Annotated in this window: 21 protein-coding genes and 1 riboswitch; of the genes, 12 read left to right on the forward strand and 9 right to left on the reverse strand. The window is 70.4% G+C overall.

Annotated features, from left to right (window positions below):
- The first annotated feature begins 24 nt into the window (after positions 1–24).
- The 4 genes from flgF (at position 25) to ACG04R_RS11745 (ending at position 3096) form a co-directional block, all read left to right on the forward strand.
- Complete coding sequence (gene flgF, locus ACG04R_RS11730; protein WP_394410011.1) at positions 25–756, forward strand: flagellar basal-body rod protein FlgF; 732 nt, start codon at positions 25–27, stop codon at positions 754–756.
- Positions 757–768: 12 nt separating this feature from the next.
- Complete coding sequence (flgG, locus tag ACG04R_RS11735) at positions 769–1551, forward strand: flagellar basal-body rod protein FlgG (RefSeq protein ID WP_394410013.1); 783 nt, start codon at positions 769–771, stop codon at positions 1549–1551.
- A 52-nt stretch (positions 1552–1603) separates the two neighbouring features.
- Positions 1604–2272: a flagellar basal body L-ring protein FlgH gene (locus tag ACG04R_RS11740; protein WP_394410015.1), complete on the forward strand. Its 669-nt coding sequence runs from the start codon at positions 1604–1606 to the stop codon at positions 2270–2272.
- Between the two features lie 98 nt (positions 2273–2370).
- Positions 2371–3096, forward strand: coding sequence for a substrate-binding periplasmic protein (locus ACG04R_RS11745; RefSeq protein ID WP_394410017.1), 726 nt, complete (start codon positions 2371–2373; stop codon positions 3094–3096).
- A gap of 3 nt (positions 3097–3099) precedes the next feature.
- On the opposite strand, the gene ACG04R_RS11750 is transcribed toward ACG04R_RS11745, so the two are convergent.
- The 7 genes from ACG04R_RS11750 to ACG04R_RS11780 are packed head-to-tail and all read right to left on the reverse strand — an operon-like array spanning position 3100 to position 10466.
- The gene (locus ACG04R_RS11750) at positions 3100–4359 is read right to left on the reverse strand and encodes an amidohydrolase (RefSeq protein ID WP_394410019.1); all 1260 of its coding nucleotides are present in this window, start codon (positions 4357–4359) and stop codon (positions 3100–3102) included.
- 45 nt (positions 4360–4404) lie between these two features.
- Positions 4405–5757: a hypothetical protein gene (locus tag ACG04R_RS11755; RefSeq protein ID WP_394410021.1), complete on the reverse strand. Its 1353-nt coding sequence runs from the start codon at positions 5755–5757 to the stop codon at positions 4405–4407.
- Positions 5754–7154, reverse strand: a complete 1401-nt coding sequence (locus ACG04R_RS11760) for a hypothetical protein (RefSeq protein WP_394410024.1) — start codon at positions 7152–7154, stop codon at positions 5754–5756. The genes ACG04R_RS11755 and ACG04R_RS11760 overlap by 4 nt, the downstream gene beginning before the upstream one ends.
- The gene (locus ACG04R_RS11765) at positions 7151–8005 is read right to left on the reverse strand and encodes an ABC transporter ATP-binding protein (RefSeq protein ID WP_394410027.1); all 855 of its coding nucleotides are present in this window, start codon (positions 8003–8005) and stop codon (positions 7151–7153) included. The genes ACG04R_RS11760 and ACG04R_RS11765 overlap by 4 nt, the downstream gene beginning before the upstream one ends.
- Complete coding sequence (locus ACG04R_RS11770) at positions 8005–8409, reverse strand: GntR family transcriptional regulator (protein ID WP_394410030.1); 405 nt, start codon at positions 8407–8409, stop codon at positions 8005–8007. Before ACG04R_RS11770 ends, ACG04R_RS11765 begins: the two co-directional genes overlap by 1 nt.
- Before the next feature lie 51 nt (positions 8410–8460).
- On the reverse strand, positions 8461–9384 hold the full coding sequence (locus ACG04R_RS11775) for a glucosamine inositolphosphorylceramide transferase family protein (RefSeq protein WP_394410033.1): 924 nt from the start codon (positions 9382–9384) through the stop codon (positions 8461–8463).
- On the reverse strand, positions 9384–10466 hold the full coding sequence (locus tag ACG04R_RS11780) for a glycosyltransferase (protein WP_394410036.1): 1083 nt from the start codon (positions 10464–10466) through the stop codon (positions 9384–9386). The genes ACG04R_RS11775 and ACG04R_RS11780 overlap by 1 nt, the downstream gene beginning before the upstream one ends.
- Positions 10467–10896: 430 nt before the next feature.
- On the opposite strand from ACG04R_RS11780, the gene ACG04R_RS11785 reads away from it, so the two are divergent.
- The 7 genes from ACG04R_RS11785 to ACG04R_RS11815 all read left to right on the forward strand — a co-directional run bounded on the left by ACG04R_RS11785 (position 10897) and on the right by ACG04R_RS11815 (position 20661).
- A complete protein-coding gene (locus ACG04R_RS11785; protein WP_394410039.1) occupies positions 10897–12003 on the forward strand; it encodes a flagellar basal body P-ring protein FlgI in 1107 nt (368 codons plus the stop codon).
- Positions 12003–12884 carry a flagellar assembly peptidoglycan hydrolase FlgJ gene (flgJ, locus tag ACG04R_RS11790; RefSeq protein ID WP_394410042.1) on the forward strand — a complete coding sequence of 294 codons (882 nt, stop codon included), beginning with the start codon at positions 12003–12005 and terminating at the stop codon, positions 12882–12884. Before ACG04R_RS11785 ends, flgJ begins: the two co-directional genes overlap by 1 nt.
- A 19-nt stretch (positions 12885–12903) precedes the next feature.
- Complete coding sequence (gene flgK, locus ACG04R_RS11795; protein WP_394410045.1) at positions 12904–14886, forward strand: flagellar hook-associated protein FlgK; 1983 nt, start codon at positions 12904–12906, stop codon at positions 14884–14886.
- Positions 14887–14901: 15 nt separating this feature from the next.
- Complete coding sequence (gene flgL, locus ACG04R_RS11800) at positions 14902–16206, forward strand: flagellar hook-associated protein FlgL (protein WP_394410048.1); 1305 nt, start codon at positions 14902–14904, stop codon at positions 16204–16206.
- Between the two features lie 137 nt (positions 16207–16343).
- Positions 16344–17525, forward strand: a complete 1182-nt coding sequence (locus tag ACG04R_RS11805; protein ID WP_394410051.1) for an EAL and HDOD domain-containing protein — start codon at positions 16344–16346, stop codon at positions 17523–17525.
- A 44-nt stretch (positions 17526–17569) separates the two neighbouring features.
- Positions 17570–20020 (forward strand): PAS domain-containing sensor histidine kinase, encoded by a 2451-nt coding sequence (locus ACG04R_RS11810; protein WP_394410054.1) that lies wholly within the window; start codon positions 17570–17572, stop codon positions 20018–20020.
- Positions 20021–20040: 20 nt separating this feature from the next.
- Complete coding sequence (locus ACG04R_RS11815; protein ID WP_394410057.1) at positions 20041–20661, forward strand: response regulator; 621 nt, start codon at positions 20041–20043, stop codon at positions 20659–20661.
- A gap of 41 nt (positions 20662–20702) precedes the next feature.
- Here ACG04R_RS11815 and ACG04R_RS11820 read toward each other — a convergent pair whose 3' ends face one another.
- Both ACG04R_RS11820 and ACG04R_RS11825 read right to left on the reverse strand, forming a co-directional pair.
- Positions 20703–22076, reverse strand: coding sequence for a hypothetical protein (locus ACG04R_RS11820; RefSeq protein WP_394410060.1), 1374 nt, complete (start codon positions 22074–22076; stop codon positions 20703–20705).
- Between the two features lie 208 nt (positions 22077–22284).
- Positions 22285–22380: riboswitch (cyclic di-GMP riboswitch) on the reverse strand.
- A 52-nt stretch (positions 22381–22432) separates the two neighbouring features.
- A complete protein-coding gene (locus tag ACG04R_RS11825; RefSeq protein ID WP_394410063.1) occupies positions 22433–23767 on the reverse strand; it encodes a sensor histidine kinase in 1335 nt (444 codons plus the stop codon).
- 142 nt (positions 23768–23909) lie between these two features.
- On the opposite strand from ACG04R_RS11825, the gene ACG04R_RS11830 reads away from it, so the two are divergent.
- Positions 23910–24278, forward strand: a complete 369-nt coding sequence (locus ACG04R_RS11830) for an Hpt domain-containing protein (RefSeq protein WP_394410066.1) — start codon at positions 23910–23912, stop codon at positions 24276–24278.
- The last annotated feature ends 9 nt before the right edge of the window (positions 24279–24287 follow it).

A 24287-nucleotide genomic window follows, 5' to 3' on the forward strand; every position in this document is an offset into this window, starting at 1 on the left:
CCCGACGACGGCTGAGGACGCGCCATGGACCGCATGATCTACCTCTCGATGGCCGGCGCCAAGGCGGCCATGCAGCGGCAGGACGTGCTCTCGCACAACCTCGCCAACGTCACGACCAATGGCTTTCGCGCCGAGCTGCAGGCCTTCCGGGCCGTGCCGGTGCGCGGCGACGGCGCGTCCACCCGCGCCTACGCGCTGGAAACCACCATCGGTTACAACGACGCTCCCGGCACGCTCACGCCCACCGGCCGCAACCTCGACGTCGCCATGCAGGGCAGCGCCTGGCTGGCCGTGCAGAGCAACGACGGCACCGAGGCTTACACCCGCGCCGGCTCGCTGGACGTCAACGCCGAGGGCATCCTCGTCATGCGCAACGGCATGCCCGTGCTGGGCGATGGCGGCCCGATCAACATCCCGCAGAACAGCGAGGTGTCCATCGGCAGCGATGGCACCGTCAGCGCCAAGCAGCCCAACCAGAAGCCGACGACGGTCGGCCGGCTCAAGCTGGTCACGCCCGAGACGTCCCGCCAGCTCACACGCGGCGACGACGGCCTGTTCCGTGCCGCCGACGGCGACCTGCCGGCCGACCAGACCGCCCGGCTGCAGGACGGTGCGCTGGAAGGCTCCAACGTCAGCCCCGTCGAGACCATGGTCGCCATGATCGCCGCCGGCCGCCAGTTCGAGCAGCAGATGAAGCTGCTGCAGATTGCCCAGACCCAGGGACAGCAGTCCGCCAAGCTGCTGAGCTCGACTTAAGGACACAACGCCATGATGCGCTCGCTCTGGATCGCCAAGACCGGCATGGAAGCCCAGCAGACCCAGCTGGACAACATCTCGAACAACCTCGCCAACGTCGGCACCAACGGCTACAAGCGTTCGCACGCGGTCTTCGAGGACCTGATCTACCAGAACATGCGGCAGGCCGGCGCCAACAGCACGGAGCAGACCACGCTGCCCACCGGCCTGCAGGTCGGCCTGGGTGTGCGCCCCGTCGCCACCGCCCGCATCTACACGCAGGGCAACCTGCAGCAGACCAGCAACAACCTGGACCTGGCGATCAAGGGCGACGGCTTCTTCCAGATCCAGATGCCCGACGGCACGACGGCGTACACCCGCGACGGCTCGTTCCAGCTCAATGCCAACGGCCAGATGGTGACGAACAACGGCTACACGGTGCTGCCCGGCATCACCATCCCGACCAACGCACAGACGCTGACCATCGGCAACGACGGCACCGTCAGCGTCACGCTGCCCGGCCAGACCGCCGCGCAGACCGTCGGCCAGATCCAGATGGCCAATTTCGTCAATCCGGCCGGCCTGGACCCCAAGGGCCAGAACCTCTTCACCGAGACCGCCGCCAGCGGCACGCCCAACACCGGCGCCCCGAGCAACAACGGCATGGGCTCGATCCAGCAGGGCTTCGTCGAGACGTCGAACGTCAACGTCGTCGAGGAACTGGTGCAGATGATCCAGACCCAGCGCGCCTACGAGCTGAACTCGAAGGCCGTCCAGACCTCGGACCAGATGCTGCAGAAGCTCGCCCAGATCTAGCCTCCGCTCAAGGCACGGCCCGCCGCGCGGCCTGAACCCAGGAGAAGTGCTCATGAAACTCATCGCCGCCCTCTCGCTCGCCGCCCTGCTCGCCGGCTGCGCCACGCCCTACCCCGAGCCCCACGTCGAGATGGCGCCGCTGCCGGTCGTCAACCTGCCGCCCGTGCAGCCCATGGCGGCAACCAACGGCTCCATCTACCAGGGCGCCAGCTACCGGCCGCTGTTCGAGGACCACCGCGCCCGCCTTGTCGGCGACACGCTGACGATCAACATCACCGAGAAGGTCTCGGCCACCCAGACCAGCACCAGCGAGCTGAGCAAGAGCGGCAGCCTGTCCGCCGGCGTCACCGCGCTGCCGCTGATCTCCAGCAACTCCTTCGGCAGGGCCAGCGCCGCCGCGACGTCCGCCAACGACAACAAGGGCAAGGGCAGCAACCAGAACACCAACGAGTTCACCGGCGCCATCACCGCCGTCGTCACCAGCGTGCTGCCCAACGGCCACCTGATGATCAGCGGCGAGAAGCAGATCGGCGTCAACCACAACGTCGACGTGCTGCGCTTCTCCGGCCAGGTGGACCCGCGCATGATCGGCCAGGGCAACGCCGTGCTGTCGACGGCCGTCGCCAACGTGCGCATCGAGCAGCGCGGCCGTGGCGCCACCGCCGATGCCCACGCGGTGGGCTGGCTGTCGCGCTTCTTCCTGAATCTGGCACCGAGCTGACCCCCTGACTGCGGCGGGTCGACCCGCACCTCGCACCGGCGTCCGCGCCCTACCATCAACCACAGGGGGCAGTCGGCACGGAACTGAGGGTTGCAGCCATGGCGGGTTGGCGACGTCGGAAAGCCGGTGCAGCGCTGTTGGCGCTGCTGGCGCCCGGGCTCGGGTGGGCCGCGCCGCTGCGCTTCGCCACCGACATCAACGACCAGACGGGCCTCGCGCCCATCGGCCGCGCACTGCTGCGCCGCGCTTTCGAGCGCCTCGGGCTGGAGCTGCAGTTCGAGCCGCTGCCGTTGCGCCGCTCGCTGACGATGACGCTGCAGGGCCTGCTGGACGGCGAGTCACTGCGCATCCGCGAGCTGGCATTGAAAAACCCCGAACTGCTGCTGGTGCCCGTGCCGCTGGCCACCGTGCAGGTACTGGGCTATGTACGCCAGGCCGGCCCGCGGCCACGAGACGAGGCCGCGCTGATGACCCTGCGCGTAGGCTACCCGCGCGGCGTCGTGCTGCTTGAAACCTGGCTGGCAGACGCACCACGCAGGGTGGAGGCCAGCACGCGCAACGACCTGTTGCGGCTGCTGCGCGCCGAGGTCATCGACGTCGCGCTGCTGACCTCCGCCGCCGGCATGCCCGAGCTGGAGCCGAACGACATGACCGGCCTGGCACGGCTGCCGGCCCCCCTGCACCAGACGCCTCTGTACGCGCTGCTGCACCAGCGCCACCGCGAGCTGCTGCCGCGCCTGACGGCGGTGCTGCGCGAGATGGAAGACAGCGGCGAATCCGCCCGGCTGCGCAGCGCCGCCTGGGGCGCGCTGCTCATGCCGTGACCGTCAGGCCCTGACGGTCGACGCCAGGTAGTCCACCGCCAGATGGGCCAGCGCCCGCACGCCCACCTCCAGCCCGCGCTCGTCGACGACGAAGCGCGGCGAGTGGTTGGAGTAGGCCTTGCTGGGCTCGATGTCCGGCGGCGTCACGCCGACGAAGAAGAACAGGCCCGGGATGAGCCGCTGGAAGAATGAGAAGTCTTCGGCGCCCGTCGCCTTGGGCACCACTTCAATGCCCATCGGCCGCGGGCCGGTGCTGGCCACACGCGTCAGCGTGGGCACCATCTGCTCGGTCAGCACCGGATCGTTGCGCGTGACCGGGTAGTTCTTCGTGATGCAGACCTTGCAGGTCGCGCGCGATGCGGTGGAGATACCCTCGGCCAACGTCGTGATGCGCTCGTGGATGGCGTCGCGCATGCCCTCGTCGAAGCTGCGGATCGTGCCGCGCATCTCGACCGAGTCCGGGATGATGTTCTCGCGCACGCCGCCCTTGATGGCGCCGATGGTGACGACGGCCGGCTCGCGGTTCAGGTCCAGCGTGCGGCTGACGATGGTCTGCAGGCCCAGCACGATCTGCGCAGACGTAACGATGGGGTCCACGCCCAGCCACGGCGCGGCGCCGTGCGTCTGCTTGCCGTGCACGGTGATCTTGAGCTTGTCGGAACTCGCCATCGTCGGCCCCGGCCGGTAGCCGATGACGCCGGCCGGCTGACGCGACGTGACGTGCAGGCCGAAGATGGCCTGCGGCGTCGGGTTCTCCAGCACGCCCTCCTTGATCATCAGCGCCGCCCCTCCCTCCTCGCCCTCGGGCGGCATCTCCTCGGCGGGCTGGAAGATGAACTTCACCGTGCCGGGGATCTGGTCCCGCAGCCCGGCCAGGATGCTGGCCACGCCCATCAGGATGGCAACGTGGCAGTCGTGCCCGCAGGCGTGCATGACGCCCACCTCCTCGCCGTTCCACACCGCGCGCGCCTTGGAGGCGAACGGCAGCTCGACCTCCTCGGTGACGGGCAGGCCATCCATGTCGGCGCGCAGCGCGACGACACCGCCTGGCTTGCCACCCTTGAGCAACCCGACGACGCCGGTATGCGCCACGCCGGTCTTCACATCGTCGAAGCCCAGCGAGCGCAGGTGCTCGGCGACGATGGAGGCGGTGCGGAACTCGCGGTTGCCCAGCTCGGGATGGGCGTGCAGGTCGCGGCGCCAGGCAATGATCTGGGGCTCCAGCGCGGCGCTGGCCGCGTCGATGTCCTGCTGCAATGACATGGGCGAAACCTCGACTGCGAGATGGCGCCAAGTATGCACGCGAGGTCAGGCCATGAGGTTCAGATCACGCCGGCTCCAGGCCTGGATGGCCGCCCGAATCAGCGGTAGGACAAGGGCCAGTTGCAGCAGCAGCCAAACGGCACCGCGCTGCGGCACCACGCCCAGCCATGGCAGCCCGACAAGCAGGGCGGCAGCCGCGAGGCCGAAGGCGACGATCAGCACCCAGCCGACGCCCCCTCGCTCATAGCGGCCGCGCAACCAGGTGCCGAAGCTCATCGCCAGCAAAAAATCACCCATCGCCGGCAGCCAGGCGTCGCCATGCGGGGAACGTGACACCAACCCGTTGACCCCCATCGCCAAGCCCACCCCGACGCTGAACACGACGGCCCCCGCCAGCATGGAACCCAGCACCAGGCTGCGCGCCCAGCGCTGCGCCGTGAGACTCCGCGGCGCGAGCCGCCGGCGCCAATGCAGGCGCGGCGCAATGAGCCCGCCGAAGGCGAACGCAGCCAGGCACATCATCCACAGCCCATAGGCCGGCGCGGCGTACTCGTGGGTGTACGGCTGGCCCCAGGCCAGCAGGCGCAGCCATTGCGCCTGGGCGAGGAACTGCGGCATGAAGACGACGAGTACCACCCAGGCCTGACTCTTGCGCGTCTCGCCGCTCATCGTCTTCCAAGGTTGCTGGTAGTGAACCGCCCGCCAGCCACCCATCGCGCTGGCGCGTCGCCACCACAGCCGCAGGTCCGGGTGCGGCAACGGCGGTGCGCGGCCTGCCAACGCGTGACGCGACAGCATGCAGCGCCACGACATGCCGGCAGCCAGAGCGATGACGAGCAAGGCCAGCCCGCCGTCGACGCAGAGCAACGCGATGGCACCAGGCAGTGCCAGCAGCGCGAGCAGTGACGCGAACCCGGGCAGCAGCAGCCAGCGCGGCGCCCGCCCCTGCCAGGCGCTGGCGATACAGAAGCTGGCGCTGAAGGCGGCGGCGAGCACTGCCAGCACGCCAACCAGCGGCCGCAGGTTGCCCGCCTGCCAGCTCACCACGGCTGCCACCAGCAAAGGGCCCGCAAGACCGAGTGCGGCCGTGACCGCCAAGGTCCGCAACAGCTCGGCGCGAACCCGTTCGCGCGAGCGCCGGGGTGCCAGGCGAGCCTCCCAGTGGCTGAGCCTGTCGTTCGTTGCCACGGCCAGCCCGAAGGCCACCAGCGCCAGCAGCGTGGCCTGCACGTGAAGCAGCCCGACCAGGGCGCCGGCCCCGCGCAATTGGTGCTCGAGATGCACGACGGCCAGCAGTGCGCCGATGGCGCTCGTCATGCCGGACAGCAGCCGTGCGGCCAACGGCAGGTCGACGCCGGGTGGCGCCACGTCCGGCGATGCCGACAGCGCGGCTCTCATGGGTTACCCGCCATGGTGTTCACGTCCTGCCGCGACCAGGCTCGCACCGCCGCCCAGGCCATGGGCACCGACAAGCCCAGCTCCAGCGCGAGCCAGGCCCCGCCTCTCACCAGCGGCAGGCCCCGCGCCTCCAGCAGGGCAGCAACGGCGACCACCACCGAGCCCAGCACAAGCGCACAGAACACCGTCCACACATGCCGGTTGCACAGGCCGCGCATCCAGGCGACGAAGGTGCTGACGAAGACGGCGTCGCCCATCACGCTCGGCCAGGTCGTGAGCTGTGCGTCGCGCGCGCCGGCCGGTGCACCGGCCAAGCACAGCAGCTCCCACAGGCTCAGCCAGCCGACGAAGGCGGTGACGGACGCCGCCAGCATCCGCAACGCCCAGCCGGTGGGGCGCCATCCCGGCGCGAGCCGGCGGCGCCAATGCAGGCCGGGTTGCAGCTGCGCCAGGCCGGCATACATCGCCAGCACCGCCATCCAGCCGCCGTAGCCCAGCACCTCCTGGCCCTGCACGGCGTGGCCCCAGCCGCTCAGCAGTCCCAGTCGGGGTTGGCCGATGAACTGCGGCGTCATCACGCAAAGCAGCACCATGATCATTTCCCCGCCTTTGGTCAGGCCGACGCCACGGCGCAGCAGCCAGCGGCGCCGATCGTCCGCGGGCAGATCGGAAAAGCGCAGGCGCTGCCAGCCAGAAGGCATGCGCAGCCGGGCGGATGCACCGACCGGCTGCCAGCGCGGCACGCCATGCCAGCTCAGCCGCCCCTGCGACATGCGCATCTGCAGCGCCAGGCGCCACCAGCCCCAGGCCACGGCGGCCAGCGTCAGCGCGGCCACGGCGGGCCAGGCTGACAGCACACCCCAGACGACACGGACATTCGCCACCGCCAGGCCCAGCAGCAGCCAGCCCAGCATCACCCAGCGCGGCGCGCGGCCACGCCAGGCCATGCCGCACCAGGCACCCAGCAGTTGCGCGGCGCCCAGCAGGCCCAGGCAGGCCAGCAGTCCCGCAACCAGCCCGGCCACGCCACCCGGGTGCACCGACTGCCACACCGCCACCAGCACCAGCGGCCCGGCCAGGCCGAGCGCACCCGTGAGCCGCAACTGCCGCCACATCCGCACGCAGGCGAGCTGCCCGGCCCGGGACGGCGCGACCCGCTGCACCCATTGGGTCAGACGCGTGCCGCCGCCCGCCGTCGCCGAGGCCGCGCTGATGGCGAGCATGGCCGCCTGGGCGCCATGCGCGACCCACAACACCAGCGCGTCGGCACCCGCGCCCACGGACCATGACAACAACAGCGCGAATGCCGAGCACAGCAGCGGGCCGATCAGAGCGATGTCCGCGATGCCGTCCTCGAAGTCGAGGCCGCGCCACCTCGGCAGGCTTGAAGCGGTCATGTGTTCAACACCTCCAGCAGATCCTCCATGCCCAGCACCGCGGCCGTGCCCGCCTGCGGCCAGGCGCGGGCATCCACCAGCAGCCGCCCTCCCCCGGCGGGGGACCAGTGGACCTGCCCGGCCTGCAGCGCCGCTGGCGGCTGCGGGCAGGGAATGCAGCGCAGGTGCTCGACGGCTTCGTCCCACTCGATGAACAGTTGCAGCCGGCCCTCGCGCAGGAACATCACGTGGCTGACCACGCGCTCCAGGTCGCTCAGCAGGTGGCTGGACACCAGTACCGTGCGCGGCGTGGGCTTGTGGCGCAGCGCGAACAGCGCACGCATGAAGTCGCGGCGCGAGATCGGATCGAGGCTGGCCACCGGCTCGTCCAGCAACAGCAGGTCGGGGTCATGGGCAAGCGCCAGCACGACGGCGAGCTTCTGCTGGTCGCCCAGCGACAGCGATGAGGCCCGCTGGCCCAGGCTCAGGTCCAGCCGCGCCGCCAGCGCGGCAGCGTCGCGCAGGTTGACGCCGGGGTAGACGGCGGCCATCTCGTCCAGGTGTTCAAGGCCCGTCAGGCGCGGGAACAGGTCCGGCGTCTGGGCCGCGTAGCCCAGGCGCTCGCGAACGGCATCGGGCAGGTCGAGGCTGGGCTCACCGAGCAACCGGGACTCGCCGGAACTGGGCGTCGTCAACCCCAGCAGGCAGCGCATCAACGTGCTCTTGCCCGCGCCGTTGCGCCCGACCAGACCGACCACCGCCCCCTCCGGAATGGCGAAGTCGACACGGTCCAGCAAGCGCGGCCGCGCTGCGCTCCAGTGCCGCTCGTCCAAGTCCAGACAAAGCTGGCGGGCTTCCAGTGCAGGGCTCATCATTCCTCCTTGGGAGTCTTTTGCAGAACACGCGAGAAGGCGGCCAGCGCCGCGTCGGCTGCGATGCCCAGCTGCGCCGCCTGGCGCGCCGCGGTTTCCAGCGCCGGCGCCAGCAGCGTCAGCCGATCCTCGTCAGCGGAGGCGGGCTGCACGCGTGCGGCCACCACCATGCCCACGCCACGGCGCCGTTCCAGCAGCCCTTCGGCTTCGAGCAGGCTGTAGGCCTTGCTGACGGTCATCGGGTTGATCGCGTGCCGCTCGGCCACGACGCGCACGCTGGGTAGTTCGTCGCCTGGCCCCAGTTGGCCGCCGGCCACCAGCCGCTGCACCTGCTCCACCACCTGGCGGTAGATGGGCGTGGACAGCTGCGGCTGGATGTCGAACAAGGCCTGGGGGCTGGGCATGCGTATTAGTGTATTACTTACACAATACACACCACAAGCCCTACCCTGCCGTCAGCCCTTCACAAGTCGCCTCAGCCGGCGCTTGAAGTCCAGCCACTGCTTGCCGCGCGAGCGGTCGATGCGCTTCACGTCGATCAGCGCGAAGGCCTCGCCGCAGCCGTTCAGCGTGTGCAGGCCGGCGGTGTGGGTGGGGCTGGCGAGGTCGCCGGTCAGCCGTTCGGCGGCGGCCTCGATCTCGACGCGCTCCGGCGTCAGCACCGGGAAGCGCAGCAGTCGCGTGGCGCCGCCATAGCCGGTGGAGCTGTCCTGCACCGGCAGCGTCAGCACGCCGTCGCGGCCGACGAAGGGGCGGCCAGCCGGCCGGGCACCGTCGCGGCTGACGCGCACCGGGTTGCCGGCCAGCGGCGTCCATGGCCCGGCCAGCCGGGGCGCGTGGGCCACGTGCAGTTCGCGCTGGTCGCGCGCGTTGGGGCCGACCAGCGTGTAGAACATCCACCAGCGCCCGCCATGCTCGGCGAGCGACGCGTCGGCAACGGGCAGGTCGGCCAGCAGCGCGCATTCGCGCTCCCAGTGGTCCAGCGATGCGTCGGTCGCGCGGTAGAGGGCCGCCTCGCCGGCCTGGAAGCTCTCCGGCACCATCCAAGTCTCGCCGCCGTGCTCGAAGACCTGCGGGTAGGACAGGTGGAAGGGCCTGTCCAGCACCGTCGTCCGGCCGCGCCAGCTCAGGTCGGCCCGCGAGAACTCATGGCGCTCGATGTTGGCGCGCTTGATGCGGTAGTCGAAGGCCTCGACGAAGACATGCAGCGCATCGCCGCGCACGAGGCCGAACGGATCGGCGAGGTAGCGCCAGCGGCCAGCCTCGGGCAGCCAGGTGATGCGCTCGCGCGCCGCACTCAGCGTGCGGGCATCAAGGTCTTGAACGGGAACAGGGACGATGCCGACCTGCCAGAAGTCGGTGCGGGGCCGCTTGAACATCAGGCGATGATCGCCTCTTCCTCGTCCTCGAAGCTCGGGGCCAGCGCGGCCCGGTGGTTGATCACGTCGCGGTAGAAGCCCAGTGTGCGCGCCACGGCGTTGCCGCGGTCGTAGGCGGCCGTCGCGTAGCTCACGGCACGGCCGTCAGCCGGCAGCGCGCGCAGGCGGGCCAGTTCCTCGGCGATGGCGCGGCCGAGCCGGTCGGCGTCGCCCACCGACACCAGGCGGGCCGGCTGGCCGGCCAGCATTTCCTGCGGGCCTTGGGTGGCCGTCGACAACACCGGACGGCCGGCGCGCATGGCCTCCAGGATGGCCAGCGGGAAGGCTTCCTCGCGGGAGGGCGACACGAACAGGTCAAAGGCCTTCAGCGCCTGGTCGACGTCGGTGCGATAGCCCAGCAGGCGGATGCGCGCATCGCCGGCGGCCAGCGCCTTGAGCTGGGCCTCGTCCGGGCCTTCGCCCAGGATGGCCAGCACGGCGTCGGCCGGTGCGTGGGCGCGGAAACCACGGATCAGCAGGTCCATGCCCTTGCTGACGTGCAGGCGGCCGACGCTGCCGACCAGCAGTTGGCCGGGCGCCAGGCCCAGCTCGGCGCGCAGGTCGGTGGTGCGGGCGGCGGCGGCGGCGTCGCGCTCCGGCGCCCAGTTGTAGATCACGCTGGCCAGCGCCTCGCCCTTGGGCAGGGCTTCGTGCTGGGCGCGGTTCACGCAGACGAGACCGTCCAGCCGCGCATGGTGATGGGCCTTGTAGCCCACGTGCAGCGTACCGACACGCGTGGCGCTGCTGGCGCGCGCGGCGGCCTTGCAGGCGGGGCCCAGGTGGCCGTGGCAGATGTCGGCGCCCAGCCGGCGGGCCAGCGCGGCAACGCGCCAGCCGCGCAGCAGCGGCAGCTTGAGGCCGTGGAAGGTCACGCCTTCCGCCAGCGCGCCGGCGACGGCCGAACCGGCGGAGCCGATGACATGGACACGGTGGCCAAGCGCCGCCTGGGCGTTAGCGAGGTCGATGCAGTGCCGCTCACCGCCCGCGATACGGGACGAAAACACGACGTGAACCAGGGTCAACGGCTCGAAGGGCGGAGGCATGGCAGATCTTGCAAACGGATGCAGCTCGGGGCGGTACCAAAAACTTTACCCAGCTACACATTCAGAAACCTGTCGCATCCCCCCGGATCAGGGGCCTACACCGCGCGAATTTCGCTCAAAAAGCGCTCAATTTCGCGCAATCCGCGGGGAAACCCGCGCCCGAGCCAGCAACTCGAACAACCTCGCAGAGGTTCGCTCGCACCTGAATGGTGCAGCTCCAAGCGCTGCCATTGACCTCTTTACAGAATGTCACAAGGGCGGCTCGCCAACCTGAGAGCCAGCTTGCGCGACGGCGCCCGGGGGCTGGCGGCCCAGGCGTGAAAGAAAGGCGCGCCGCAACCGAAGGCAGCCACTCCCGGGCCAGAAAAGCGGGGCGGTCCACGTCCTTTTCTGCGGCTTCGCGGACTCAAGCGTCAGCAGAATTTGCCGAGTGAAGTACCTGCAAGCCCTCCTCCTCAGTCTGGCCGTCGTGCTGGCGCCCATCGCGCCCGCCCAGGCCGCCCGCATCAAGGAAGTCGCGTCCGTCGCCGGCGTGCGCTCCAACCCGTTGACGGGCTACGGCCTCGTCGTGGGCCTGGACGGCACGGGCGACCAGACGACGCAGGCGCCGTTCACGGGCCAGAGCCTGACAGCGATGCTGCAGCAGTTCGGCGTGCTGCTGCCCCAGGGCGTGACCATGCAGCCACGCAACATCGCGGCCGTCATGGTGACGGCCTCGCTCCCCGCCTTCGCGCAGCCGGGCCAGGAGCTGGACATCAACGTCTCGTCCATCGGCAACGCCAAGAGCCTGCGCGGCGGCACGCTGATCGCGACGCCGCTGCGCGGCGCGGACGGCCAGATCTACGCCATCGCCCAAGGCAACCTGATCGTCGGCGGCGCGGGGGCTTCCGCCGGTGGCTCCAAGGTGCAGATCAACCACCTGAGTGCCGGCCGCATCCCGTCCGGTGCACTGGTGGAACGCTCCGTGCCGACGCCCATCGCCCAGGGCGACACCCTGCAGCTGGACCTGAACAGCAGCGATTTCGCGACCGCGCGCGCCGTGGCCCAGGCCATCAACAAGGCCAAGGGCGCCGGTACCGCGCAGGCCCTGGACGGCCGCGTCGTGCGCGTGCGCGCACCCAACACGCCGGACGATCGCGTCGCTTTCCTGGCCGATGTCGAGAATCTCGCCGTCGACGTGGCCCCTGCGGCCGCCCGCGTCGTCATCAACGCACGCACCGGCTCCATCGTCATGAACCAGGCCGTCACGCTGTCGCCCTGCGCCGTCGCGCACGGCAGCCTGTCGGTGACGATCAACTCCACGCCGATCATCAGCCAGCCCAGCGCGTTGTCGGGCGGCCAGACGACGGTGGCCGAGAAGGCCGACATCTCCATCCGCCAGGACCCCGGCAGTCTCATCCAGCTGCCGGCCGGTGCACGGCTGTCGGACGTCGTCAAGGCGTTGAATTCGCTTGGCGCCACGCCCCAGGACTTGCTCGCCATCCTGCAGGCCATGAAGAGCGCGGGCGCCCTGAACGCAGAGCTCGAGGTGATCTGATGGCCTCGTCATCCTTCCAGTCCATCTCCGGCCAGAGTCTGGGGAGCCTCGACAGCCTGAACGGGCTGAAAGCCCAGGCCACGCGCGATCCGAAGGGGACGATCCGCGAAACCGCCAAGCAGTTCGAGACGCTCTTCATGCAGGAAGTCATGAAGAGCATGCGCGCTTCCACGCTGTCCAGCGGCATGCTGGACAACAACGCGACGCAGCTCGGCACGGAGATGCTGGACCAGCAGTTCGCCGGCAAGATGAGCGGCCTACCGGGCGGGCTGTCGGACGCCATCCAGAAGCAGCTGTCGCGCCAGATGGGCGTGGCGGACCTGTCGCCCGAGAACATCAGGAAGAACAGCCAGACGACGCTGGCCCAGGCGCTGCCGGCGCTGGCCACCAAGGGCATTCCCAGCCACGTGCAGAGCTTCATCCAGAAGCACGACGCCTCGGCCCGTGCTGCGTCGGCCGCCACCGGCATCCCGGCCAGCTTCATGGTCGCGCAGGCCGCGCACGAGAGCGGCTGGGGCAAGCGCGAGATCACCGGCGCCGACGGCACCAAGAGCTACAACGTCTTCGGCATCAAGGCCACGCCGGGCTGGACGGGCAAGACGGTGGACGTGCAGACCACCGAGGTCATCAATGGCCAGGCGCACAAGGTGACTGCCAAGTTCCGCGCCTACGGCAGCTACGACGAGGCGTTCAAGGACTACGCCAGGCTCATCAGCAGCAACGACCGCTACGCCAAGGTCGTCGCCCAGGCCCAGAACGGCAACGCCGCCGGCTTCGCCCGCGGCCTGCAGCAGGCCGGCTACGCCACCGACCCGGCCTACGCCGAGAAGCTGGCCAAGACCATCCAGACCACCCAACGTGTGCAGAGCACACTGGCCTGAGCACGAGAGGACCTAGATCATGGCAGGCCTGCTCACCCTCGGCGCCCGCGCGATGTTCGCCAACCAGGCGGCATTGCAGACCATCGGCCAGAACATCGCCAACGCGAACACGCCAGGCTACTCGCGCCAGTCCGTCGTGCTGACGACGTCGCCGGGCCAGTTCACCGGCGCCGGCTTCTTCGGCAAGGGCGTGGACGTGCAGACCGTCGTGCGCTCGCACAACGAGTTCCTGACCAAGGAGGCCGTCAGCGCCAAGTCCACCGCGTCGGCCGACTCCACCCGTGCCGAGCAGCTCAGCCGCATGGAGAAGATCTTCGCGACCGGCACCGACGGCCTGGGCTACGCGGCCAGCCAGTTCCTGAACTCGATGGTCGACGTGACCAGCCGCCCCAGCGACCCGTCGGCCCGCCAGGTGGCCCTGGGCCGCGCCAGCGAGCTGGCGACGCGCTTCGCCAACGCCGGCCAGCAGGTCACCGACCTGCAGTCCGGCATCGTCAGCGACCTCAAGGCGTCGGCCACTGTCGTCAACCAGCTCTCCCAGCAGATCGCCAACGTCAACGATCAGATCTCCAAGACGAAGGGCAGTGGCCACGATCCCAACGACCTGCTGGACCAGCGCGACAAGCTGATCTCCCAGCTCGGCGAATACGTCTCCGTGACGACGCTGCCTGCCGACGACGGCTCCATGGGCGTCTTCATCGGCGGCGGTCAGCGCCTCGTGCTGGGCAACCAGGCCACGACGCTGCAGGTCACGGCCGACCCCTACGACTCCCAGCGCGCCGTACTGTCGATGCAGGAAGGCGGCGTCAGCCGCGCGCTGGATGAGAGCGTGCTGACCGGCGGCTCCATGAGCGCGCTGCTGAGCTTCCAGAACAGCGACCTGCAGGACGCCAAGAACATGCTGGGCCAACTGGCCGCGGCCATCGGCACCCGCGTCAACCAGCAGAACGCGCTGGGCCTGGACCTGTCCAACCCGCCGGGCACCGGCAGCAACATCTTCAACGTTGCGTCGCCACGCGTGATGCCCGCCGCCAGCAACGCGCGCGACGCCAGCGGCGCCTTCGTCAGCGGCGTGCAGGCGAGCATCGTCAACGCGAGCCAGCTGCAGGCCAGCAGCTACAAGCTCAGCTCCAGCGCATCGGGCAGCTACCAGCTCACGCGGCTGTCCGACGGGCTGGTACGCAACGTGGCCGACGGCGACACCATCGACGGCTTCAAGCTCAGCTTCACGCCGGCCGCGCCCGCCGCCGGCGAGAGCTTCCTCATCGAACCCGTCGGTGCCGCTGCGACCGAGATGCGCCGCGTGCTCGACAGCCCCAACGGCATCGCCGCCGCATCGCCGCTGACGGCTGCCACGGCCGTCGACAACAACGGCACGCTGACCGTCGACAGCATCTACGCCGTCAACGGCAACCTCGACACGACCAAGGCGCCCATCACCGTCCAGTTCGGCGACCCCGACCCGACCAACAGCGCCAACGTGCAGTACACGCTGACGCTCGCCGACGGCAGCGTGCTCAACGGCGTGTGGAGCTCGGGCCAGCCCATCGGCAACCAGCCGGCGTCCGGCATCGACCTCGGGTTCGAGCTGCGCACCAACGGCGTGCCGCGCAAGGGCGACAAGATCACGCTGGACAAGACCACCTACACGGCGACCAACAACGGCAACGCCAAGGCCTTCCTGAACATCCAGACCGAGACCTTCATCGGCCGTCAGCTGCAGCCCGACGGCAGCATCACGGCCGGCTCCACGATCAACGACGCCTATGCCGCGTCGATGAGCGACGTCGGTGCCCGCGTGCAGAGCGCCACCTACCTGTCCGGCGTGTCCACCACCGCCGCCACCACCGCCGAGGCCAGCCGCTCCGGCGAGTCCGGCGTCAACCTCGACGAGGAGGCCTCGCGGCTGATGCAGTTCCAGCAGGGCTACCAGGCTGCCGCCAAGGTGCTGCAGACGGCCCAGACCCTGTTCAACGAGCTGATGCGCATCGCCTCCAGCTAGGCCAAGAGGTAACCCATGAGACTGTCCACCGCGAACCTCTACGACGCGTCCATCGCCAACCTGCAGCGCCGCCAGACCGCGCTGCAGAACCAGCAGGAGCAGCTCACGTCCGGCAAACGCGTCCTGCAGGCCAGCGACGACCCGACGGGTGCCGCGCGCGCCGAACGGGCGCTGGCCACCATCGGCCGCGTCGACGCCAACCAGCGCGCGCTGGAAGCCAGCCGCAACAGCATGACGCTGGCCGAGTCGGCGCTGGGCGATGCCAACGACCTGCTGCAGCAGGCCCGCGAGACCGTGGCCGCTGCCGGCAACGGCAGCTACTCCGACGCCGAGCGCAAGGGCCTGGCCAACAAGCTGCAGGGCATCCGCGACCAGTTGCTGACCATCGCCAACCGCACCGACGGCGCCGGCGGCTACATCTTCTCGGGCCAGGGCTCGTCCAGCCCGCCCTTCCTGGACCAGGCCGGCGGCGTCACCTACGTCGGCGTGTCCGGCCAGATCCAGACCGGCAACCTCGACAACTTCCAGCTCACCGTCGACGGCCGCAGCGCGTGGGAGCAGTCGTCCAGCGGCAACGGCAGCTTCGAGACCGCACCCCGCGCCATCGTCGCCGACCCCACCACCGGTGCGCCCAGCGTGCAGCTCATCGACCCCGGTGCCACCGCGGCCAATGGCGGCGTGCCGGTTGCGCTCGTCAACGCCAACACCGGCAAGCCTGCGGCGGGCTGGATCGACAGCGGCCGGGTCACCGACCCCAGCCAGCTGACCGGCCACAACTACCGCCTCGACGTCGCCGGCACCGCGCCCAGCCAGACCTACACGCTGACCGACCAGGACCTCGGCAGCGTCGTCTCCAGCGGCAGCTTCAAGCCCGGCCAGGCCATCACGGCCGACGGCATGGCGCTGACGGTGGCGGGCACGCCGGTCGACGGCGACGCCTTCGCCGTGGCCGGCTCCAAGAAAGGCCTCAAGCTCTTCGATGCGCTCGACAAGGCCATCGTCGAACTCAACACGCCCCAGCGCACGCCCACGCAGATCAGCCAGGGCAACGCCGCGTCGCTGCGCGACATCGACGCCGTCATGGGCAACCTGCAGAGCGTGCGCAGCCAGGTCGGCGAGACGCTCAACGGCCTGGACGGCACCGAGACCCGCCTGGCCGCGCTGAAGCAGTACAGCACCCAGGAACAGAGCGCCGCCCAGGATCTGGACATGACGCAGGGCATCTCCGACTTCCAGAACCAGCAGACCGGCTACGACACCGCGCTCAAGACCTATGCACTGGTGCAGAAGATGTCGCTGTTCCAGTACATCACTGGCTAGGGCCTGTTCACGCCACGGAAGCAGGCCGCGTGGGCCCGCCGCCGGCAGGCGGCGCGTGAAGCTGTCACGATTTGCCGGCGTGGGCCGCGGGCCGCCGTGGCAGACTGCCGCATTCCCGCCAGCCCCTGCGCCGCGCCATGTCCGACAACACCCCCGCCGCCCTCGATCACGCCATCCTGCCCGGCGTCGCCCTCGGCTACTCGCCCGTCATCGACCGCCAGCACGCCATCGCCGGCACGCGGCTGGCCCTGGTGCCGCTGCGCCCCGACGCCAAGGTCGACCAGGCCGAGCTGCTCGCCGCGCTGTCCGCCACCTTCCCGCAGGGCGGCGCCATCGTCAGCCCGCAGGGCGAGGCGCTGCTCGGCGCCCTGCTGGCCCAGCCACCGGTCGAGCCCACGACCATCGAGGTGCCGGCCTTCATCGCCGCCGACGCCGCCCACGCCGACACCATCGCCGCGCTGAAGGGCGCCGGCCACCGCGGCCTGCTCAAGGGCCTGCCCAGCGCGCCGCTGCCCGCCGGCGTCGCCGCCGTCTTCAAACAGGTCGCGCTGGAGCCCGGCCAGAGCGCGCCGGCCGGAACCGAGCTGATCTGCACCGGCATCCGCGGCGCCGCGGCCATCGACGATGCGTTCAAGGCCGGCGCACACGCCGTCATCGGCTGGCCCATGGACGGCCCTTACGAACCCGTCCCCGGCGCCAAGACCGAAATCGCCGCCGACCTGCAGGTCATCATGGAGCTGATGTCGCGCGTCGACGAAGGCGAGGACGTCGAGCGCCTGGAGCAGACGCTCAAGCGCGACCCCAGCCTCGCCTTCAAGCTGCTGCGCTACATGAACTCCGCCGCCTTCGGCCTGCCGGTCGAGGTATCCAGCTTCCGCCACGCCATCATGCTGCTGGGCTACGCCCGGCTGAAGCGCTGGCTGGCCCTGCTGCTGACGACAGCCAGCAGCGACCACAGCATGCGCCCCATCATGTTCGGCGCCGTGCGCCGCGGCCTGCTGATGGAGGAACTCGCCGCCGGCATGGACGACCGCGAGCAGCGCGACGAGATGTTCATCTGCGGGCTCTTCTCGCTGCTGGACCACATGCTGAAGGCGCCGTTCGAGAAGCTGCTGCAGAGCATCCCGGTGCCCGAACGCGTGCGCCAGGCGCTGGTCGACGAGACCGGCCCGTTCCTGCCCTATCTGCAACTGGTGCAGGCCATCGAGGCCGAGAGCGTGTTCGACTACCGCGACCGCGCCGACGCGCTGATGCTGGGCGCCGGCGAGATCAATGCCTGCGTGCTGCGCGCGCTGCACAAGGCGGCTCAGCTGGAATGAGCTCCGCCGGGCCGACCGAAGCCACTCCCTTACGCGGCTGAAGGATGTTCAGCCCGCCCGCTTCCGCTGCGCTGCTGGACCTCGTCGGCGACCCGGTGCTGACGCTGCGGGCCGACCTGTCCGCGCTGCGTGCCAATCCGGCCGCACGCGAATGGCTGGGCGGTGACGCCGCCGAGGGCTGGCGGCTGCTGCGCCAGGCAGCGGGCGCCCGGCTGGAGGCCTGGCTGCACGATGCCACCCAGGCCATCGACACCGGCCGCGCCGCGCCGCCGGCCCCGCCGCTCAAGCTTGCCGACGGCCAGCGCGCGACGCTGCACCTGCTGCGCGACCGCCCGAACTGGCTGCTGCACGCGCGCCTGAGCGCGGCCGATGCCGGCGAACCTCCGCTGGTGGAATGGCTGGCCCTGTCGCCCCAGCCCGCCGCGCTGGCCGACGCCGGTAGCGGCGCGCTGCTGCGCCGCAATAGCGCCTTCGACGCGCTGTGCCCCGGCGCGCCCCGCCACCTCAACGACCTGCCCGACCTGCTGCAGGCGCTGCTGGGCTGGCACCATGGCGCGCCGCTGCCGGCGCTGACGGCGCAGCGCCAGCCGGACCCACCGCTGGTCACCGAAGCCGAATTCGTCGACCCGCAAGGGCGCCACCGCTGGCTGCGGGCGCGGCTGCGGCTGTGGCGCCAGGCGGGTCGCGCGCTGCTGCTGGCGCAGCTGGAGGACCACAGCACCGAGCACGAACGCGACCTCGCCCATCAGCAGCTGGACGCGCTGATGGACACCGCGGCCGTGGGCCTGGCCACCTTCCAGCCCGAGGCTGGCTGGGTCAAGGCCCACCGCAAGGGCTCGCCGTTCAAGGTCGGCGCCAAGCAGTCGGTCGCGTCGCTGCAGGGCATCAACCGCGAGATCGTCGAGCCGGCGTCGCTGCCCGAGTTCGAGCGGCTGCAGCGCGCGCTGAAGAAGGGCGACGCCGTCGAGGTGCGCTACGCCGTGCGCCACCCGGAGCTGGGCCGCCGCTGGCTGCTGACCCGCGTGGCCCCGGGCCTGCTGGCCGGCGGGCGGCGCTCCACGTCGGTGGTCACGCTGGACGTGACGGCCCAGGCCCAGGCCGAGAACGCGCTGCTGCTGCGCGCCGAGAGCGAGCGCGCGGTGCTGGACTCCGTGCTGGTGGGCATCGTCACGGTCGGCCCCGACGGCATCGAGTGGATGAACCGCTCGGCGCGGCGCATGTTCGGCTGCGAGCTGGAGGATGTGCTGGGCCAGCCCATGGGCGTGCTGGCGCCGGAGGACGACGACCACGCCTTCCACGCCGAGCCGGGCAGCGACGTCTTCGAATGCAAGCTGCGCGGCCGCGACGGGCGCGAGTTCTGGGTCATCGGCAACGCGGTGCAGACGCCGCGCGAAACCGGCCCGGATGGCGTCACCCAGCAGACCACCTACGCGCTGCTGGACATCGACCGCCGCCGCCAGGCCGAGGCGCAGAGCCGGCTGGCGCAGGCCTCGCTGGCCCGCATCATCGAAGGCGCGCCGCTGGCCATCACGCTGCACGAGGCGCAGAGCTTGCGCATCGTCAAGCTCAACCACGCCGCCGCGACACTGGCCGGCCGCCCCGAGACGGCACTGCTGGGCGGCACGCCGTCGCTGCTCTTTGGCGACGACCAGGGCTCGCAGGTCGTTGCCGACATGCGCGAGGCGCTTGAGTCCCAGACCGTCGTACAGCGCGAATACCACGTGCCGACGGGCAACACGACGCGCATCTGGGACGCCCGCCTGCTGCACCTGGCCGGCAGCGGTGACACGCCCGAGCTGCTACTGCTGGTCGCCAGCGACGTGACCGAGCAGCGCGCCGCCGAGCAGGCCCGGCTGCAGGCCGCCATCTCGCAACGCGAGCTGCTGGTGCGCGAGGTGCATCACCGCATCAAGAACAACCTGCAGGGCGTGGCCGGCCTGCTGCAGCAGATCGCCCAGCGCCGGCCCGAGGTGGCGCCGGTGCTGAAGGAGGCCGTCGGCCAGGTGCAGGCCATCGCGCAGGTCTACGGCCTGCAGGTAGGCGCCACCGGCCCGCTGGTGCTCAAGCGTGTGTTCGACGCCATCGTCGGCTCCGTGCAGCGCATGCAGGGCCGCGTCATCACGACGGCCGCCGAGGGTGGCGCGCTGATGGACGACTGGTGCCTGCCCGAGGCCGAGGCCATCCCGATCGCATTGAGCCTGAACGAGCTGCTGGGCAACGCACTGAAGCATGGCCACGACGCCCAGGTGCGCTGCCAGCTCATCTGCGACACGACCGGCGTCGTCGTCGAGATCGTCAACCCGGGCCGCCTGCCGGAAGGCTTCCTGCTGCAGAACGTGAAGAGCGGCGTGTCGGGCCTGGGCCTGGTGCGCGCGCTGCTGCCGCGGCGCAGCGCCATCCTCAGCCTGGAACAGCAGGGCGGTGACGTCGTTTGCCGGCTGGAATTGATTCCGCCAAGCGTGGTTCACAATCCGGCCATAAAACCAAGTTCTTGATTGGTCGAACGAGGGGCGCGGTGAGCAAGGGCAAGATCCTGGTCGTCGATGACGACCGACTGGTGTTGGCAACGCTGAGCTACGGGCTCACGCAGGCCGGCTTCGAGGTCATCGACGCCGACAACGGCGACGACGCCATCCTGCTCGCCCGCGAGCACCGCCCCGAGCTGGCCCTGCTGGACATCCGCATGGAGGGGCTGACCGGCTTCGACGTGGCCGCCTACCTGCGCGAGTTCCTGCAGACGCCGTTCATGTTCCTGTCGGCCTTTGCCGACGAGGCGACGGTCGCCAAGGTCAAGGAGCTGGGCGCGGTCGCCTACCTCGTCAAGCCGCTGGACATCTCGCAGATCGTGCCCGCCGTGGAGGCCGCATTCGCGCGCTCGGCGGCACCAGCCACTGCGCTCCCGCCCGCCCCGGTTGAGCGGAACGAGGCCTTCGAGCCCCCCTCCGAACTGCCCACGCTCGACGCCACGGCCCTGGCCGTCGGCGTGCTGATGCACCGCTACTCGCTGCCGCGTGACGAGGCGCTGGCCCGCCTGATGAGCCTGGCCTCGGCCGATGGCCACAGCCTGCCCGAGCAGGCGCGGCGCATCGTCGATGCGATCGAGCTGCTGGCCCGGCCCGGGCAGCGGGCCGGCTGAAGGCGCCGGCGCGGCCCGCGCCTGTGCCACCCGCGACGGTCTCAGCCGCCCGCGGGCTTGGAGACCGGTGCAGCCCCTTCCGACTGGCCCGCGATGATGGTGCCTTCCACCGCCACGCCGCGCTGGTCAGGCGATTGATCCAGCAGCGCACGGGCATCCTCCAGCGTGTAGCTGGTGAAGGCCAGTTGAGCCGTGACGCGCAGCTTGCCTTCGGGTGTCAGCTCCGCGCTGTGCCTGGCAATGCCCATGGGACGGCGGAACGCCACGACCTGCTTGCCGGTGGTGAGATCGAACAGCCGGACCTCCTTGGTCGAACCCTGGCGCACCACGGCCACGGGCCCCGCCGGCGTGTTGAACCACTGAGCCTGCCAGAAATAGTGGAAGTTGTTGGGCGAGCCATCGGGGTTCCACAGCGATTCATACGAGGTGGCGTTGTTGCACCGGTTCACCACGGCGTTCTGGCGGCGGCAGTCGCTGTAGCGGGTCACCTGCTTGTCGTCGAGCGACATCGTCAACGGCGTGAGCATGCCGCTGTCCAGATGGAACAGCGCATAGTCGTTCGGCTCCTCGGCGCCCACGACGCGCTTGGCCAGACTGAACAGGCCCGTCACGCTGCCAACCAGGCTGTCCTTGGCCGGCTGGCCGGAGGTGTCCTTCTCCAGCAGCAGCGTGCGCGTGCTCGCCACGTCACCACGCTGCAGCGGCACGGGCGTCCAGCCCGCCGGGATGGCGATGGTGCGCAACGGCTGCCCAGGCCGGAACTCGAAGGCGCTGGCTGCGCGCAGCACCAAGGCGCCCTGGGAGCTGAGCACCAGCCCGTCGCCCGCCAACGTCTGGCCGTCGACCGTCTGCACCATCCACTGGCCCGGCCGGGCGCTGACCTGCCCCACGGTCAGCGGCGCCGCTGTCCCGCGCCCACGCTTGAGCACCTGGCTGCCATCCATGCGCTGCACCAGGTAGGCGAAGTCGCCCGTGAGCGGGTCCACCGCCGCGCGCCCGACCTTGCCTTCCGGGTCCACCATCAGTTGACCGTTGACGACAAAGCCGTCCTTGCGCGGCTCGAACTGCACGGCCTGCGGCGCGGGCAGCGCGGCGATCTGCTGGGCCAGTTCCGCGGTGCCACGCACCGACGGCGGCGCAGCTGCAGGCATGGGCGCCGCCATCGGGGATACGCCGGGAGCCATCAGGGGGGCAGCCAGACCGCCGCCGTTGCCCAGGTTCTGCATGCGTGCCATGGTTTCGCGGATCTTCAGCCGCATGGTGAGTTCCTGTTCCGGACTCATCGTCTGCCCTCGCTGGGCCATGCCGCTGCGCATCTTCTCGATCAGTGCATCCTCGTCCACTGCCTGGGCATGGGTGCCCCCATGAAAGCCGATCACCATGGCGGCGGCAAGGGTGGCAAAAATCTGGCGCATCACTATTTCCTCATCAGGTGCTGGTCTGGAGACCCGTCGGCTGGCGCCCGCACGCACCGACCCATCGATCGCGCGCGCAAGCGCGGCTCGACCAGGGGCAGGACGGAAACAGGGTCAAAGACCGACGGAGGACACCAATGCGAGCGCGGGATCAGCCAGCCTGCAGGCGCAAAGGCGTGCCGGCCGCCCATCGCGCCATGGCGGGCGATGAGGCGGCCCCGCTATCGTGGCCATTCACCGTTGGTGGGCCGTAGACCGGAGGCTTTGCGACCCCGGCTTTCGCTCGGGTGTGCCGTTACGAATTGTTGCCGCACCCACGGGCCACCCGGCGTGCATTTCGCACACCCGGCCTGCAATCAGCCCAGCGTGAAGTAGAAGCGCGAGCCCTCGCCGACCGCGGACTCCGCCCAGATGTCTCCCCCATGCCGGCGCACGATGCGGCGCACCAGGGCCAGGCCCACGCCCGTGCCCTGGAAGTCGCTGGCACTGTGCAGGCGCTGGAAGACGCCGAACAGCCGCTCGGCAAAGCGCATGTCGAAGCCGGCGCCGTTGTCCGACACGACGAAGATCCTGCGCCCACCCTGCTCCGCGCTGCCGAAGCGGATGCGCGTGCAGTCCACCTTGGCGCTGTACTTCCAGGCGTTGCCCAGCAGGTTCTCCAGCACCATGCGCAGCAGCGTCGGGTCACCCTGCACGGTCAGGCCCGGCTCGATGTCCAGCTCCAGCTCACGCAGCGGGGCCGAGCGGCGCAGCTCTTCCATCACGTAACCGGCCTGCTGCGACAGGTTGACCGGCTGGCATGCCAGCGGTCGCGTGGACAGCTGGCTCAGCGACAGCAGCGCGTCGATCATGCTGTTCATGCGCGCGGCGGCGCTCATGACGCGGTCGAGGTGGTCGTTGCCGACGCGATCCAGCCGGCCGCCGTAGTCTTCCTTCAGGATGCGGGCGAAGCCCTCGACGACGCGCAGCGGCGCGCGCAGGTCGTGCGAGACGGTGTAGCTGAAGGACTCATGCTCGGAGGTCAGGTCGGGTTGAACGGGCGCGAGGGCCGGCGCAGGCGCCTGGACGCTGTCAGGCGGCCTCGCGGTGCCGACGTAGCCGGTGAAATGACCTTGCGAGTCGATGCAGGGCAGGCCGCGCAGGCACCAGCGCGCGTCGCCGTCGGCGGCGGCCAGCTGCAGCTCGGAGATGGGCTGGTGGGCATCCAGCCGCTCGCGCAGCTGGGCGGTGGGCTCGGCGGGTGCGAAGCGCTCCCACAGCAGCTGCGTGCTGGCACCGGCGCCGACCCAGCTGGACGCCGGCGCGCCCTGCGGCGCCTGCCAGCGCACGAGGCGGTGCGTGGCGTCGGTGGCCCACTGCCAGTCGCGCTGCAGCTGCGCCTGCATCAGCAACTGCTGGCGCGCGTCGCGCAGCGGCTCGGACAGGCGCTGACGTGTCAGCCGCACGCCGGCATGCCAGCCCAGCGCGGCGGCGACGAGCACCAGGACTCCGGTGAAGAACGCCGTCAGCACCAGAGCAGCGTGGGCGAGCCCCACCTCGCCGCCCAAGACCCGCATCAGGGCCAGCACGGCCAGCATGCCGAGCAGCAGCATCAGCAGCACGGCCCCGGCCAGTCCCAGGACCAGCAGCCGCATCGGCAGTCGCCGCTCCAGGCGGCGCGATGGCGCGCTGTCGTCGCTGAGGCTGTTCATGCAGATCATTGTAGGCAGCGCTTCCGCGTCCCCACGTGCATATGCACGAGGGTGTGCACAGCGCCGAATCTGTGCATTTCTTCGCGTTGGCCCCCCTACCTGCCCAAGCTACATTTGCGGGGATGCCGTGCGCCGCCCATCCATGACCGCTTCCACTCCCGCCGCCCTGCTCGATCCCGAGGCGATCAAGCGCCTGCGCGAGCTCGACCCGAGCGGCAGCAACAAGCTGCTGGAGCGCGTCGTGGCGGCCTTTTCGAGCTCGCTGGACCGCCTGCTGCCCGAGCTGGACCGCGCCCGCGAGGGCGACGCCCTCGACCTGACCATCGTGCGCCACGTCAGCCACACGCTGAAGTCTTCGTCCGCAAGCCTGGGTGCCATGGTGCTGTCGGCACGTTGCGCGGACATCGAAACGCAGGCCCGCGAGGGTCGCCGCGAGGGTCTCCCCGAACAGTTGGACGCTATGCTCAACGACATCCAACAGGTGCGCGCGGCCCTGGCCGCGCTGCTTTGACACCCAGCC

Source organism: Pelomonas candidula (assembly GCF_043555985.1).
GTDB lineage: Bacteria > Pseudomonadota > Gammaproteobacteria > Burkholderiales > Burkholderiaceae_C > Pelomonas > Pelomonas candidula.